General features: G+C 47.2%; 11 protein-coding genes. 2 read left to right on the top strand and 9 right to left on the bottom strand.

Translation table 11 applies throughout. From position 1 onward, the window contains the following. Positions 1 to 2 precede the first annotated feature (2 nt). From CLV42_RS24560 to CLV42_RS24590, 7 genes are all read right to left on the bottom strand, one after another. Positions 3 to 3,338: a TonB-dependent receptor gene (locus CLV42_RS24560; protein ID WP_106604577.1), complete on the bottom strand. Its 3,336-nt coding sequence runs from the start codon at positions 3,336 to 3,338 to the stop codon at positions 3 to 5. A 47-nt stretch (positions 3,339 to 3,385) separates the two neighbouring features. Further along, positions 3,386 to 4,549 (bottom strand): FecR family protein, encoded by a 1,164-nt coding sequence (locus CLV42_RS24565; RefSeq protein WP_106604578.1) that lies wholly within the window; start codon positions 4,547 to 4,549, stop codon positions 3,386 to 3,388. Positions 4,550 to 4,647: 98 nt separating this feature from the next. Beyond that, positions 4,648 to 5,205 (bottom strand): RNA polymerase sigma factor, encoded by a 558-nt coding sequence (locus CLV42_RS24570; RefSeq protein ID WP_106604579.1) that lies wholly within the window; start codon positions 5,203 to 5,205, stop codon positions 4,648 to 4,650. A gap of 102 nt (positions 5,206 to 5,307) precedes the next feature. Continuing rightward, positions 5,308 to 5,616, bottom strand: a complete 309-nt coding sequence (locus tag CLV42_RS24575) for a rhodanese-like domain-containing protein (RefSeq protein ID WP_106604580.1) — start codon at positions 5,614 to 5,616, stop codon at positions 5,308 to 5,310. Positions 5,617 to 5,683: 67 nt separating this feature from the next. After that, positions 5,684 to 6,511 (bottom strand): PASTA domain-containing protein, encoded by an 828-nt coding sequence (locus CLV42_RS24580; RefSeq protein WP_106604581.1) that lies wholly within the window; start codon positions 6,509 to 6,511, stop codon positions 5,684 to 5,686. Between the two features lie 37 nt (positions 6,512 to 6,548). Next, entirely contained in the window at positions 6,549 to 7,538 is a 990-nt protein-coding gene (locus tag CLV42_RS24585; RefSeq protein WP_106604582.1) for a D-alanine--D-alanine ligase, read from the bottom strand. A gap of 180 nt (positions 7,539 to 7,718) precedes the next feature. Beyond that, positions 7,719 to 8,066 (bottom strand): 4Fe-4S dicluster domain-containing protein, encoded by a 348-nt coding sequence (locus tag CLV42_RS24590; protein WP_106604583.1) that lies wholly within the window; start codon positions 8,064 to 8,066, stop codon positions 7,719 to 7,721. Positions 8,067 to 8,158: 92 nt separating this feature from the next. On the opposite strand from CLV42_RS24590, the gene CLV42_RS24595 reads away from it, so the two are divergent. After that, entirely contained in the window at positions 8,159 to 9,151 is a 993-nt protein-coding gene (locus tag CLV42_RS24595; protein WP_106604584.1) for an acyl-CoA reductase, read from the top strand. 227 nt (positions 9,152 to 9,378) lie between these two features. Next, complete coding sequence (locus CLV42_RS24600; RefSeq protein ID WP_106604585.1) at positions 9,379 to 10,917, top strand: trypsin-like peptidase domain-containing protein; 1,539 nt, start codon at positions 9,379 to 9,381, stop codon at positions 10,915 to 10,917. Positions 10,918 to 12,012: 1,095 nt separating this feature from the next. On the opposite strand, the gene CLV42_RS24605 is transcribed toward CLV42_RS24600, so the two are convergent. Both CLV42_RS24605 and CLV42_RS24610 read right to left on the bottom strand, forming a co-directional pair. Next, on the bottom strand, positions 12,013 to 12,774 hold the full coding sequence (locus CLV42_RS24605; protein WP_012793534.1) for a LytR/AlgR family response regulator transcription factor: 762 nt from the start codon (positions 12,772 to 12,774) through the stop codon (positions 12,013 to 12,015). Next, positions 12,771 to 15,698, bottom strand: coding sequence for a sensor histidine kinase (locus tag CLV42_RS24610; RefSeq protein ID WP_106604586.1), 2,928 nt, complete (start codon positions 15,696 to 15,698; stop codon positions 12,771 to 12,773). Before CLV42_RS24610 ends, CLV42_RS24605 begins: the two co-directional genes overlap by 4 nt. Between the last annotated feature and the right edge of the window lie 52 nt (positions 15,699 to 15,750).

Genomic DNA, 15,750 nt, shown 5'->3' on the forward strand with positions numbered 1-15,750 from the left:
ACTTACAAGGTGATATTTAATCCGAAGAGCAATGTTTTAGCGGCAGGATAACTGGCATAGTCAAATCCCTGGCTGCGGCTATCCTGTCCGAAGCGGTTCACTTCCGGATCGTACCCGCTGTACTTTGTCCAGGTGATGAGGTTCTGTGCCGTCAGGTAAAGGCGTACGGAATGGATCTTTGCTGCCTTCAGCCAGGCATCGGGCAGGTTATAACCCAGCTGCACGTTCTTCAGCCGCAGGTAAGAACCATCTTCTATCTGCCGGGTGGAGATGCGGTTAGCCGGCCTGGTCGTAGCTGCACGGGGAATATCAGTATTGGTATGCGTAGGCGTCCACCTGTCCAGCATATCCCTGTCCTGGTTCGTAGTACCATTCAGGTATTCCAGTTCAAAACGGTTGGCGTTCAGGATCTTGTTGCCATATACGCCCTGCAGGAAAATGGTGAGGTCAATGCCTTTGTAAGAGAAGGTATTGCTGATACCACCGCTGAATTTCGGTTGTGCACTACCGATGATTGTCCTGTCCTTATCATCGATCTTTTTGTCGCCGTTAAGGTCCATATATTTTCTATCCCCCACCTTCTTTGCACTGGCGTCTGCCAGTCCGGCCAGTTCTGCTTCTGACTGGTACAGGCCATTGGTCACATAACCGTAGAAGGTACCCAGGGGCTCTCCTACACGGATGATACCGGAGTTCACGTTCTGTGCGATATTGGCTACCTGGCCGGCGAAGATCTGTGGTGTCTTTCCTATGTTCAGTACCTTATTACGATTGGCTACATAGTTGACATCTGTCGTCCATCTGAAAGCACCGTCTATATTGACAGTAGACAGGCTCAGCTCAATGCCCTTGTTCTGGACCTTGCCGAGGTTTCTGATAGCACTGGAATAACCGGAAGAACCAGGGATCGTTACATTCAGCAGCAGGTCGCTTGTCTTTTTCAGATAGGCATCTGCCGTGATCATGATACGGTTGTTGAACAAGCCGAGATCAACTCCCGCATCGCCCTGTGCCGTTTTCTCCCATGACAGGTCAGGATTGGCAATTTGACTGGGACCGAGGCCGGTAGAGATATTGTTGCCCAGTACATAATTCTGTGTGCCCAGTAAAGCGTACGCAGGATAATTACCAATACCATCCTGGTTACCGGTGGTACCATAGGTCACACGCAGTTTCAGGTCGCTGATCATCTTGTTATTTTGCAGGAAAGGCTCTTCCGATGCTTTCCATGCCACTGCACCGGAAGGGAAGTAACCAAAACGGTTATTAGCCCCAAAACGGGAAGATCCATCAGCACGGAAAGAAGCCGTCAGCAGGTATTTATTACGATAACCATAATTGATCCTTCCCAGGTAAGACACCAGTCCCCAGCCACCAATACCTGAACCCGGGGTAGTAGCCACAGCGCCTGTTCCCAGATTGCCGGTACCAAGAATATCATTCACGAAACTCCTGGAAGAGGCATAATCATTCTCCGTATGATTTTCCTGTTGTGTGTATCCGATCAGTGCTGAAAAACTATGCACCTTGTTGAAAGTACGGGTGTAGGTAAGCAGGTTTTCATTCAGCCAGGTAACAGACTGCTCGTTGTAAATAGATCCTACACCTCCTTGTGCGAGGCCGCTGGCCACACTTCTGGGCAGATAGCTGTCCTGTTTCTGCAAGATACCGTCTACACCGAACAGCACTTTTAATGTCAGTCCTTCGATGATCTGGTATTCACCGAAAATGTTCCCGAAAAAGCGGTAGGCAGTGTTCTTGTTCTTACTATCTAATGCCAGGGCTACCGGATTATCTGCAGTAAAGTTCAGCGCAGGGTCCGTCATCAGGTAAGAGCCATCCGCATTATGCACCTTCAGCAAGGGAGGGAACTGTAATGCCGCCATGGTAACTAATCCGGCGCTACCCAGAGCGCCATCAGTGCGCGACTGATTAGTAGCAGTACGATTGATGGTAAGGCTATTACCTACTTTGATCTTATTGCTGATCTTCCTGTCCAGGTTCACACGGAAAGAGTATCGGTTGAAATCAGAATTCTCCACGATGCCTTTCTGTGTAAAATAACCAGCAGATACAGCATACTGTGTTTTCTCATCGCCACCGCTCATAGACAGCTGGTAATTGGCAATAGGCGCCGTGCGGAAGATCTCATCCTGCCAGTCAGTACCTGCGCCAAAAGCTTCCACCTGTTGTGGTGTATAAACAGCCGGCAAACCGTCGTTGGTATTGGCTTCATTGACAAAAGCAGCATATTCTTTTGCGTTCAGCACGGGGTACTTGCGACGCACATTTTGTGTACCATAGTACGTATCAAAACTGATGACCGTTTTGCCTGCCTTGCCCCGTTTGGTAGTGATGATCACTACACCGTTGGAACCACGGGAACCATATATAGCGGTGGAGGAAGCGTCTTTCAGGATGGTCATCGACTCAATATCTCCCGGGTTCAGGGTACTGAGCACATTGAAGCTGGAACCACTTTCAGCACCTCCATTCTTGAAGGGCACGCCGTCTATTACGTATAGTGGTTCATTATCGCCCTGGATAGAGTTACCACCACGGATACGGATAGTGGTAGAACCACCGGGCGAACCGGAGTTCTGCGTTACCTGTACACCCGCCACACGTCCTTGTATGGCCTGGTCCAGTGAGGTTACCGCTACTTTTTTGATCTCTCCTACCGGCACAGTAGCCACAGCACCGGTCAGGTCGCTCTTCTTTACCTGTCCGTATCCTACCACTACTACTTCACTCAATGCTTCAGTGCCACTTTCCAATGTTACTGTCAGCGGCCCTGTAACACCTGCCACCGGTACTTCTCTTGCTTTCAGTCCGAGGGCAGAGATAAGCAGCACCGTATTGTCCGGAACATTTCGCAAGGTAAATACGCCATTCTCATTGGCCGTCGTACCACGTTTGCTCCCTTTGATCAGTATAGTCGCGCCGGGCTGTGGTTCTCCTTTGCTGTTCACGACCTTACCCTGTATACTGGTATCGGCGGGAGGAGATGCTTCTTCATTAATAGTTGGGGACCGAAGGTTTTTCTTTCTGCTGATGACAATGGTATTACCCTGTATCACATACTGCAGCTGTTGCCCTTTCAGCACAGCGTCCAGCGCAGCTTCCAGGGAGGTTTTGTTAAATGAAACAGTGACCGGCCTGACATCAGCAATGTCTTCATTACGGTAAAAAAATACATATCCTGTTTGTTCTTTAATCACGGAAAAGATCTTTTTCAGCGGAACATCTTTCCCTGCATAGGTGATCTGCGTGGATGTGTCGGCGGCATTCACTTTCAGACATAGCAATGCCAGTAGAAGTAGTAAGGTCTGCTTCATAACATGGAAGTTTTTATATAACGGGACTATAAAAGAATGCTAATTACTCAGGGCAGTATAACAATGTGTCTGCCTTCTTCTATTTTAAAATTTACGTTAGTCTGTTCCAATATTTTTAATGCTTCAGCGAGTGTCAGCCCCCTTCCCATTTCGCCGGAAAACGTGCCTTTCGGTACGCCTGCGGGATAAGATACCGTTACGTCATACCAGCGTTCCAGCTGTCGCATGACGGCGGAAATATCGGCGTCTTTGAAGGAGAAATAACCGTTCTTCCAGGCAATGACCTCGTCGGTATTTACTGCATTCACTCCAATATCGGCATTGGCGTTCACAACGGCCTGCTGTCCTGGTCGTAATAGCCGGCTTTCTTTTCCTGACGCTACTTTCACTGCGCCACTGATCAATGTGGTATGGGTGTTCTTTTCATCTTTATAGGCCATGATATCGAAGCTGGTACCCAGCACCTGTACTTCGAATTCTCCTGCTTTTACTTTAAATGGTTGATGCGCATCTTTCACGGTTTCAAAATAGGCTTCCCCTTCCAGCTCTACCAAACGTTCACTACCTGTAAATGCTACCGGGTATTTCAGGCGGGAAGCGGCGTTCAGCCATACTTTCGTACCATCTGGCAGTACCACCTGGTATTGCCCTCCTTTGGGCGTAGCCAGTATATTGTAACTCGGCTTTACTGTGGCAGGTTGACCACTATACGATAGTTGTCCGTTGTTACGCTGTACGATGGTATTGCCCTGTCTGATGGTCTGGTGACCGGTGCTGTCCAGCGCTACTGTCGTGCCGTCTTCCAGGATCAAGGTAGCCTTGTTACTGCCCGGCAGGATCACAGCTGGCGTAGTTGGTGCTGTTTGTGCCAGTTGCGGCGTGGGCGCTTTATGCGACCAGTAGACGTACCCACCAATACCAGCAGCCAATACAACGGCGGCAGCCACCCGCCAGTAAGGGAAGCGGAAGCGCACTATTTTGCCAGTGGTAACAGGCGTCCTGTCTACATCCAGTACACGCGATAATACCGGTTCGAGGCGCTCATCAAAAGCGGCCTGCTCTTCCACTTCGGTCATGTGACTGACGATCGTGACGAAGGTCTCCCTGTTGGCCGGATCTTTCAGAAAATCGTCCAGTTCAGCCTTTTCAGCTGCAGAGAGGTTTCCTTCCAGAAAACCGTTGATGAGATAGTGAATACGTTGTTGGTCCATTTGTCTGGCGGAGTACCTGGTGTGTCGCCAAAGTATCTTCCATATATAAGACTACGGGAAAAGTGTGGGTGTACCTATCGGGGAGAAAAAAAATTTAACTACAGCTTGCCAGCCTGTTGTAACTGTTCCCTGATAAACTGCAGGGCAGCGCTGATGGTATTCCTGACATAACTGGGGGAAAGCTGGAGGGTATTAGCTATTTCGGTGGCATTGAGCCCTTCCTGGCGACTCAGTTCATAGATCTGCCGGCGTTGGGTGGGCAGGGCGTTTACAGCGGCGGCAACGATGCGCTGGGTTTCACGGTAAGAGAGTTCGGCTTCTGTTTGATTGACAGTAGTCTGGCCTGCGTTCCTGATATCTGCCAGTCTTTGTTGCAGGAGTGCCTGACGGTTCAGCCAGGTAAAACATTCGTTCAGGGCCATTTTTTTCAGGTAGGCTTTCAGCTGCTCAATGGCAGGCAGTTTATCGCGGTGCAGCCATAACTTGATAAAGAACTCCTGTAGTACTTCATGAACAGCATCCTCCTGTTTTACGACCTTTCTGACTACATTACCTATCCCCGGGGAAATAGCCTTAAAGAACTGTGCGAACGCACGCTCATCGCCATCAGCAATACGGGTCAGCATAGCTTTCTCTGTATATAGATCATCATGCATTTCAGGCAACGGGAATGCTATTAAAAACGCCTTCCGGGCAGTGGGATGCCAGAGACATCCTACACGCCGGAAGGCATTTATTAAAGAATGATATATTGGTAATTACTTGCCAACCTGATCCTGCCAGGCCAGCATACCGCCGGTCAGGTTCTTTACGTTCTGGAAACCCATTGTTTCCAGGATCATGGCTGCCTGTCCGCTACGGCCACCGCTGCGGCAGTACACGATCACTTCCTGGTCTTTCAGGTCTTCCAGCTCATCTACCTGCATCGCACGGATATCTCCCAGTGGCACCAGGATACCTCCGATATTGAATTCCGCATGCTCATGCGGCTCCCGTACATCTACGATGTTCAGGTCTTCCCCATTGTCCATGCGCTTTTTCAGTTCTATTGGGCTTATATTTTCCATGACTGTTAATTTACATTGTTTGTGAAATCTATGGCAATATTACAGCATTGCCTGATTTTGGCGATGATTATTCTGGTTGCTCGGGTTCCGCTGGCGGCGCAGGTGTACCACCACTATCCTTTGTTGGACGGTTACCTGACAGCCAGAGATCAATCGTTTCTCCTGCTCTCACCATGTTCAGCTCATTCAGGCTGTTACGGCGCGGAGGTGTTTGTTTAACCACAAAGGCATTGGCGGTATCAGTCACAGAGGGATCAATCAGCACGGTGCCCAGCCCCAGGTTGCTTGCGCTCAGCGTTTCCTTTGCTTCCAGGAATGTGAGCCCTATCAGGTCTGGTGCAGGGTTTTCGGTGTTACCGGTACCACTGCTCAGTACCAGGGTGATGTTACTACCTTCAGGAATTTCCCTTCCTGGTTTCACTACTTTACCGTTCAGCAACTGCTGTAATACGGTATTAGTCGCAAAATCCGGTTTATAGATGGTATCTCCTACGTTCAGCCTGAGACTGTGCAGGGTCATTTCCGCACTGCGGAAGGTCAGCCCGTTGAGGTCCGGCATTTGTACCATAGGAGGTATTACTTTATTGATAGTCAGGTAGATGGTACGTCCTACCTTCACGATGGAGCCTTTGGCGGGTGTTTGTTCCCATACGGCCAGGCCAGGCAGGCTGTCTACGTAGATCGAGTCCCTTACGTCCACGCTGAACCCTTCTTTTTCCAGGATCATGGTGGCTTCCTGTATATTTTTCTTATATACGTCGGGAACAGTCAGGGTGTCCCCATGTTTGGTGATAATGCCCAGTAATGAAAAGAAAAGCAGCCCCAGAACGGCCAGAATTCCTACAACAACCAGCAGGTTAAAGCCGAAAGAGCGGTTCGTTATTTTATTGAACACAGATTATATTTTAACGTTAAGATGAACTCGGATCTGTTTACTTCCTCAGGCATTCTTCAATTAATGTGCCGTAAAACTCCTGCAGGGTTTTACCCGCAGCCCTTACCTGCTGAGGTACAAGACTATTTTCTGATTGTCCCGGCATGGTGTTCACTTCCAGGAAGAACAGGCGGTTGTTCGCTTCTTCCCAGATGAAATCCATCCTTACTATCCCCCTGCAATTCAGTTTGTCATACAGTTTCCTGGCGGTTGCCTGTATCAGGTTGGTCACTTCTGAAGGCGCCTCTGCCGGGGTCACTTCCCGGGTAACGCCTGGGGTATATTTCGCTTCGTAATCAAAGAATTCCTTACTGCTGATGATCTCAGTTACCGGCAGTACGGTGAATTGTCCATTCGCTTTATATAAACCGCAGGTGATCTCCCTGCCTTTGATGAATTCTTCTATCAGGATCTGTGCATCCTCCTTAAAGGCTTTTTCAATGGCTGGCATCAGCTCTTCGGCGGTATTCACTTTAGACATACCGATGCTGCTGCCCCCTTCTGCCGGTTTTACGAACACCGGCAATTTCAGTTCCCGGAGGATATCTTTGGTATCAAAAGGCTGATCACGGAAGATATGCACTGATTTTGATACGTTTACGATACCAAAAGACGATACTACCTTGTTACAGTAGCTCTTGTTGAAGGTGAGCGCAGAGGTGACCATTCCGCAGCTGGTAAAAGGAATACCCAGCATTTCAAAATAGCCCTGTAAGCGACCGTCTTCACCTGGCGTACCGTGTATACCGATAAAAACTGCGTCGAAGTTTATCTTATTACCATTGATTGTCAATGAAAAATCGTTCCTGTCTACTGCAATTGACTGGCCTTCAGCACCAATATAATTCCAACCATCACGGGTAACAGAGATCTTATAGACGTTATACTTGCTGCTGTCAATGTTTTTTTCAATCACTGCGGCACTCTGTACGGAAATCACATACTCACCAGAGTACCCGCCGGCAACCAGGGCGATGTTCTTTTTCATATATAATTTAATAATAAGCGGATAAAGTTAATAGAAAATTAGTGGATGTAGATTTTTTTTACTGTAAAAGAAAAGGGAAGAAAAGTTTACGCCTTTCTTCCCTTTCTGCTCCGGTATGCGTTCCGATGATATTCGGCGACCAGTTACCGGGTAGTTCCTTATGCTTCCTATATAGTAATATTAGATGTGCAATTTTTCTTTCTTAGCGAGCAATTCGTCTACTGTTTCCTGGTACATTTCATCAGGAACGCAGCAATCAACCGGACAAACTGCCGCACACTGAGGCTCTTCATGGAAGCCCTGGCATTCTGTACACTTGTTAGGGACGATATAATAAGTGTCTACACTAATTGGCGCATTACGCTGATCAGCATCCATGGTTGCTCCATCCATCAGTACGTATGGACCCTTAACGGTAGTACCATCTGCCATTGCCCATTCAACACCACCCTCATAAATAGCGTTGTTTGGACACTCAGGTTCACATGCACCACAATTAATACATTCGTCTGTTATCTTTATTGCCATAGTATAAACTTTTTGTTTAAGTAGTAAGCCATTAATTTTGCAGACAAAAATAGAATATCTAGGTTTAAAAAGTTAATTATTTATACAGATTCATGAGCAGTTCAGCAAAAGTAACAGCCCTGGTACGTTTAGGACAATACCTGTCAGGCAATGATCCGGAACTTCAAATAGTGAAGGAGAGGGCCTTTCAGGCCAACGGATGGTTCACTCCCGAGTTTATAGATCTTTCTCTGCAAAACATTTGCCGTTATTACCTGGACGAATCCCTTTTAAACAAGTGGCTGGCTGGTTATGCTGCTCCTGCGTCTTCCCCCCGTCAGGTAGGTATCGTGGCTGCGGGTAATATTCCGCTGGTAGGCTTCCATGACTGGCTCTGCGGCTTTCTCAGTGGTCATCAGGTACGCCTGAAGCTCTCTTCCAAAGATACGATACTTATGCAGCATGTCATTGACAAAGTCAAGGAATGGTACCCTGCTTATGCTGAGCAGACCCTGGTACAGGACATGCTGAAACATTGCGATGCTTATATCGCTACCGGCAGCAACAATTCTGCCCGTTATTTTGAATACTATTTTGCCAAATATCCACATGTCATCCGCAGGAACAGGACTTCCGTAGCCATACTCGATGGAACAGAAACAGCTGCCGAACTGGAGGCACTGGCAGATGACGTGATGCTTTACTTTGGGTTGGGTTGCAGGAATGTGACCAAGATCTTCGTTCCGGAAAACTATGATTTTGAGGCGCTGCTGAAAGCCCTCCGCAAATACTCCTATCTGGCAGACCATCATAAGTATAAGAACAACTACGACTATAACCTGGCACTGGTGCTACTGAGTAATACAGCTTACATTGCAAACGACAATATCATTTTACAGGAATCTGCTGCTGCTTTTTCTCCTATCAGTGTCCTGCATTACGGCTACTATACCGATGCCACTGCACTTGGTGAAGAACTGAAGGGAAACAATGACTTGCAATGCATTGTTGGCCGTGGCTTCACGCCCTTTGGAATGGCACAGCAGCCCTCCCTGGCCGATTATGCGGATGGTGTAGATACCATGCAATTCCTGACAGGATTATAATAACTGCAACTATGTCTGTCCTGGGCATGCAAATGCCCACAATCTTGTCATGAAAAACAACAATCTGTCAGTACCGGCGTTAAGATCATATTAACTATTCATATAAAAATGTGTTAAAGTAACAGGAGTGGTTGATGTTCACCCGCGTGCCCCCTTAAATTTGTATCACAAGGCATGCAAATTGATGTCCATACCTTATAACAGTTAAACTTTAAACAACGAAACATATGAAATTTCGGCAAATTGCGGCAACTGTACTAATCAGCGCGGCAACTGCTGTTGCCAGCATCTACGCGTACAACAGGTACCAACCCCGGCAGGCAGGCCCCTATCAAAATGGATCAGAAAACATTCCGGTAAATTACGCCAGATACATGCCTGGCGCCGAAGTAAAGAATGCAACGCCTCCTACTGATTTTAGCCAGGCTGCTAAAATAGCGGTTCCTGGAGTAGTACATATCAAAACAAAGATCAATCCCCGTCAGGTGACCAACAATCTCCAGAGAAGGAGAAGTGTTTTACAAGACCTCTTCGGTGACGACTTCTTCGGTGACGAATTCCAGGGTGAAGGCGGCGGACGTAAATACTACGTTCCCGGCCAGATGGCCTCCGGCTCCGGCGTCATGATCTCTGACGATGGTTATATCATCACCAACAACCACGTAGTGGATGATGCAGATGAAATAGCCGTAACACTCAACAACTACAAAACTTACAAGGCAAAAGTAATTGGTACCGATCCGAATACCGACCTGGCAGTGATCAAGATTGATGCAAAAAATCTTCCTTACCTGCTGTACGGTAACTCCGACGATGTGGAAATAGGACAATGGGTACTGGCCGTTGGTTATCCTTTAAACCTGGAAACCACCGTCACCGCTGGTATCGTAAGTGCCAAAGCACGTACTATCGGTATCAATAAACAGGTAAGAAGAAATGCCATTGAATCATTCATCCAGACAGATGCTGCGGTGAACCAGGGTAACAGTGGTGGTGCATTGATCAATACTGCCGGTGAACTGATCGGCATCAACTCTGCCATCGCCTCTCCTACCGGTGCATATGCTGGTTACTCCTACGCTATCCCGGTGAACCTGGTGAAGAAAGTAGTGAATGACCTGATGAAGTACGGTAACGTACAACGTGCATACCTCGGTATCTACTACCAGGACCCCACCAGTATTCCTGAAGAAAGATGGGCTGAAGCTGGCATCAGAAGAGACATCAATGGTGTGACTGTAACGGGTGTACAAGAATCCGGTTCCGCTGCTGCTGCTGGCATCAAAAAGGGTGACATCATCACTGGTATCAATGGTATAGAAACACCTTCTATTCCTCAGATGACGGAACAGATCGCCCGTTACAAACCAGGCGACAAGATCAGCATCGCTTACACACGTAACGACAAGCAGTATACTACCAGCACCATACTCAAAAATGCTGACGGTAATACTGACATTGTTAAGACCAATATACTGGATGCTTTAGGCGCTGACCTGATCACACTCGACAAGGCAGATGCTTCTAAACTGGGTATCCGTGGTGGTGTGTATGTAGATAATATCGGTGGTGGTGTGCTGAAGAAACAGACCAACATGAAACAGTCTTTCATTATTCTGAAAGCGGGCGGTCTGCCGGTGAATTCAGTGGAAGACCTGAGAAAGATATTGGAAAAACAAAAGAAAGTACAGGTAGAAGGGGTATACCCTGAACTCAATGGGGTGTATTACTATAACATCGACCTGGCGAATGGAACAGAGTTTTAGCGATTTTCATATAGGTTTATAGGTTAAGGAGAAAGGGTCCCGGGATGTTTCCGGGATCCTTTTTTTATGCCCGAGAATGCTTCTTAGGCTGATAGCGATTATTGCGCCGGCCTTCTTGGCTCACGGTGCAGGATGGGATCACTGGCTGTAGTTCTTTGAAGTTCCTTGATATTGGGCTTTTGAATGGCGGTTTGGCTTTGGGATGTTTATTAAACCCCTGGTAGGGCGCGTGGGCACTTCAAATAACTAAGGCCAGCGATTCCCACCTGCCCGCTCGCCTGCGTACGGCCTCCCCGACTATATGAAGACGGCTATATGAAAGAGTAAAGTAATGAATACAAGGCCGGGGGTAATAAAACCGGAAACAAAACATCAATCGACCCCGTAGGGGTCGCGTTGTTTGTAGCGCGGGGTTTCAACCCCGGGTAGGGTTTCAACCCCGGGATGTTGTTCATAACAATTGATGAATACAACGCCGGGGGTATAAAACCGGGAAACAAAACATCAATCGACCCCGTAGGGGGCGTGTTGTTTGTAGCGCTGGGTTTCAACCCCGGGTAGGGTTTCAACCCCGGGATGTTTGTTCATAACAATTAATGAATACAACGCCGGGGGTATAAAACCGGGAAACAAAACATCAATCGACCCCGTAGGGGGCGTGTTGTTTGTAGCGCGGGGTTTAAACCCCGGGTAGGGTTTCAACCCCGGGACGTTTGTTCATAACAATTAATGAATACAACGCCGGGGGTATAAAACCGGGAAACAAAACATCAATCGACCCCGTAGGGGTCGTGTTGTTTGTAGCGCGGGGTTTAAACCCCGGGTAGGGTTTCAACCCCGGGATGTTTGTTCATAACAATTGATGAATACAACGCCGGGGGTATAAAACCGGGAAACAAAACATCAATCGACCCCGTAGGGGTCGTGTTGTTTGTAGCGCGGGGTTTCAACCCCGGGTAGGGTTTCAACCGGGTAGGGTTCAACCCCGGGATAACCCCGGAATCCGGTAGCCATAGCAAACGTCAATCAACCCAGGCTATAAACACCAAAAGCCCCCTTGCGGCGGCAGCAGTTCTTTTGATAAATGATAATCGCTTACAAATTGATCACCCCTTTCAGTTGGGCGAAGAACTCATCTTTCTTACGGGAAGAAATCGGGATGTTTTTCTGGTCGCTCATGACAACAGCGGTACCCAGACCTTTTATGATCTTGACGATATGGTGAATGTTGATCAGGAAGGATTTATGTACACGATAGAAACCCTTGTCGGACAACATCTCTTCATACTCCTTCAGTGATTTGGAGATCAGATGTGATACGTTGTTGATCAGCTGTATTTTGGTATAGCTGTCAAATGCTTCACAGTAAATGATGTCTTTCAGATCGATTACGTTGTAACCGTCATTAACAGGAATGACTATCTTGGAGAAAGCATTATCATTGTTCTTAACGTAGTCCTTCAGGATAGAAGCCAGTTCATTCAGGCGGCCTTTTTTGCTCTTCTTCACTTTTTCCAAAGCATCTTCTACCTCACTCACCTTGATAGGTTTGAGCAGATAATCCAACGCAGCAAATTTGATCGCCTGCAATGCATATTCCTGAAAGGCTGTAATGAATATCACTTCGAAGTTCAACACAGGGAACATTTCCAGTAGCTGGAAGCCATTATGGGGCGGCATTTCAATATCCAGAAACAAAACGTCTATCTGGGTATTCTTGATCATTTCCGCCGCGTCATGAATGTTCTGCGCCTCACCCGCTACCGTAACATCTTTACAGTAATTCTCCAGAATATTTCGCAAAATATGGATGTTGCGGACTTCATCGTCTACGATCGCAGCTTTAATATTACTCATAACATCTTAACAATGGGAATCAGTATTTCAACCAGGGTACCCTCCTTATTGCCGAAACCAGACTTAAATTTATCAATAATTTCTAACTTTCCAACATTTCCATTAAAAGATTTTATAATCTGCAACCTTTCCCGAATCACGCTCAGAGCAGTGGATTCATGCTTTACCAGTCGCCCGCTTTTGATCTCATTGGCACGGTCCCACCCTATCCCGTCATCGTCTACGGAGCAGTATAACATATCCTCCCGGAGTACCAGTTTTACTTCCAGTCTGCCACTCCCATTCTTGGGAGCCAGTCCGTGTTTAATGGCATTTTCTACTATCGGCTGTATAATCATAGGCGGTATATAGATCGTATAATCTTTCAGGTCATCCTGCTGCAGGAAGTGATACGTGAACACATTCGCAAAACGGATCTTCTCCAGCTCAATATACCGTGTCAGGAAGGCGATCTCCTCTTCCAGCGAAATAAATGACTTCCGTGAGTTGTTTAGCATCTGGCGCATCAGGGTGGCAAAATCTGCCAGGAAGTTCAGCGCCTGCTTCTCCTCTTTTTCCATGATCAGGTGCTGTACGGAGTTCAGCGAGTTGAAAATGAAGTGAGGATTCATCTGGTTTGTCAACGCTTTGGCCTCCAGCTCTGCTATCCGCCGGTTATACTCGGTCTTCCGCATTTCCGCCCGCTGTATTCTTCTGATGACATCCCGCAAAACGAAAGCCACCAGTATTAATCCCAGCAGTATCACAATACCCCGTGCCCACCATTGCTGATACCAGCGCGGCAGGATGGTAACGTTAATGACGACCGGCTGACTCCAGTTACTCTTATATTTCCTGGCCCTGATCTGCAGTTGATAGCTGTCCGGTTGCAGGTCAGGGAAAGGTACGATATTAGACATTGTCGTGATCCATCCACTTGATGTATCACTGGAAAAGTTGTACTGGTACTCTACCAGCTCTGGCAGGTCATAGGCGATGGCGCCAAATTCTACCTCGAATGATGCCTTCCGCTGATACATCAGCACAAACTCTTTGCCAGGCAGATAGGTGCTGTCGCCATACCGCACATGATTCAGGTAAATAGCCGGCGGTACAGTATCTACCGGCATCTTCGCGTCATTGAAATAACTCAGGCCGTTGGAAGTAGCGATATATAAGGTACCATGCTGGTAATATACTCCGCGGGCATCATCACTCATCAGACCGTCGTTGGAAGTAATATTACGGATAAGGTTCTCTGTGTTTACATCTATAACGGAAACGCCTTTATTGGTGGCAACATATAAGCGGCCAATACCATCATAATAGAGTTGCTGGCAGATATCACTGACCAGTTTGTCGGCCGTGCTCAGGTGCCTTTCCAGGCTATTATCGCCCCTAAATACATATAATCCGTGATCAGCTGTCCCCACCCAGAGTTTGCCATTGATCCATTTCAGGTCTTTGATGCTTAAATGCAAAGCAGGTCTGGTGGTCCGTACCTTTAATGTACGTGAGCCATCACTGCCATAAAACAAGCCGGCATTAGTACCCACATAGTAAGCAGAGTCGTTGATACATGCAATAGAAGTGATCAGCTCATCTTCCTTATTAATTATATAATCGTCACAGATTACCTGGTTTTTAGCTGCAATCCGTATTTTGCCGCCGGGGCTGATATCAACGTCCTTCAGTGTTTTCACACGTTTCAGCAACGATGGCCTCTGCGAGGCTGTATTAAATGAGTACAAGCCGTTGTCAGCACCGATCAGCATTTCATTTGGCTTGTACGGAAGAATAGCGAGGATACTGTTTCGTCCACTGCTCGTATCCAGGTTGAAGCGCTGGTACCTGTTATTGCTGTCTATGGTATTCAATACGCCGGCATTCTGTCCTATCAGCAGCAGACCGGTCTTGGGGTCTTTGCCGATGCTGAAGATGGAGTGTGAAAACAGGCCATTTGTATTATCGAGATAGTTAAAGTAAAAATTCTTGTAGGGGATGTTGTAAACACCGTCTCCAAATGTGGTGATCCAGATATTACCATCTCTGTCTTTCAGCAGCGAGGTGATATAGTGGTTCTCCAACAATTTGACGGGCTTCTTTTCACCACGAAGAAATCCTTTGAGATAATAAAGCGTTCTCGGGGTACCTATCCAGAGGTTATCATTATCAACGCAAATATTGCTGATCTCATCCCTGATACCCCAGTCGCTTCCCCTGAGAAAACAAATAGCCTCCTTGTTGTTGTAGATATACAGATTATTGTCCACAACGATCACCGGTTGTTTTCGCACGCGCTGAGCAGTGGTCTGATCGAGAGGAAAAGTACAGGCAGTTATTATTTTCTGATCAGGGTTATTGGCATCTTCCAGGTTTGGCAGGTTAAAATAAGACTGCCGTGGTTTAAAAATGGTATCGTTACGGAGAAAGTAAAACAGGTTGGTACGAAGGGCGCCCAGTTTGTCGTAAGTGGTCTTTTTCCCACTGTACTGTATGATACGGTTATCCGTATTCAGGAACCAGATGAAGCCGGCGTAGTCTTCGAACATGTATTGCATGTATTGTCCGCGGGCGTCCACATACAGGGAAGAATCATTCTGACTGGTGTGAATGGTATAATTCCAAAAGAAAGAAGGTAAACCGTTGAGGGTAAAGAACCAGACGCGTCCTTTTGAATCGGCAGCAAGTTTTACGACATCGTTATCTGTAAGCCCGTCTTTTTGAGAATAGTTCCGGAAGCGTTTGCCGTCGAATTTGCTGACGCCGGTGGGAGTAGAAAACCAGATAAATCCTTCTTTATCCTGCACGGCATCGTAGACCGTAGCGTTTGCGAGACCGTCCTTTACGTTATAATTACGGATCATCAGCCCCTGAGCAAGGGTGTTACCAGTGCTCAGAACCATTAGTATCCACCATAAAAATATATAACGGACCTTAGGCATCAGGACGATTCGGATTTTGACAATAAAACCGGCAGTACCAGCTTTTTCTGGC

It is taken from the genome of Chitinophaga ginsengisoli (assembly GCF_003014595.1).
Classification (GTDB): Bacteria; Bacteroidota; Bacteroidia; order Chitinophagales; family Chitinophagaceae; genus Chitinophaga; species Chitinophaga ginsengisoli.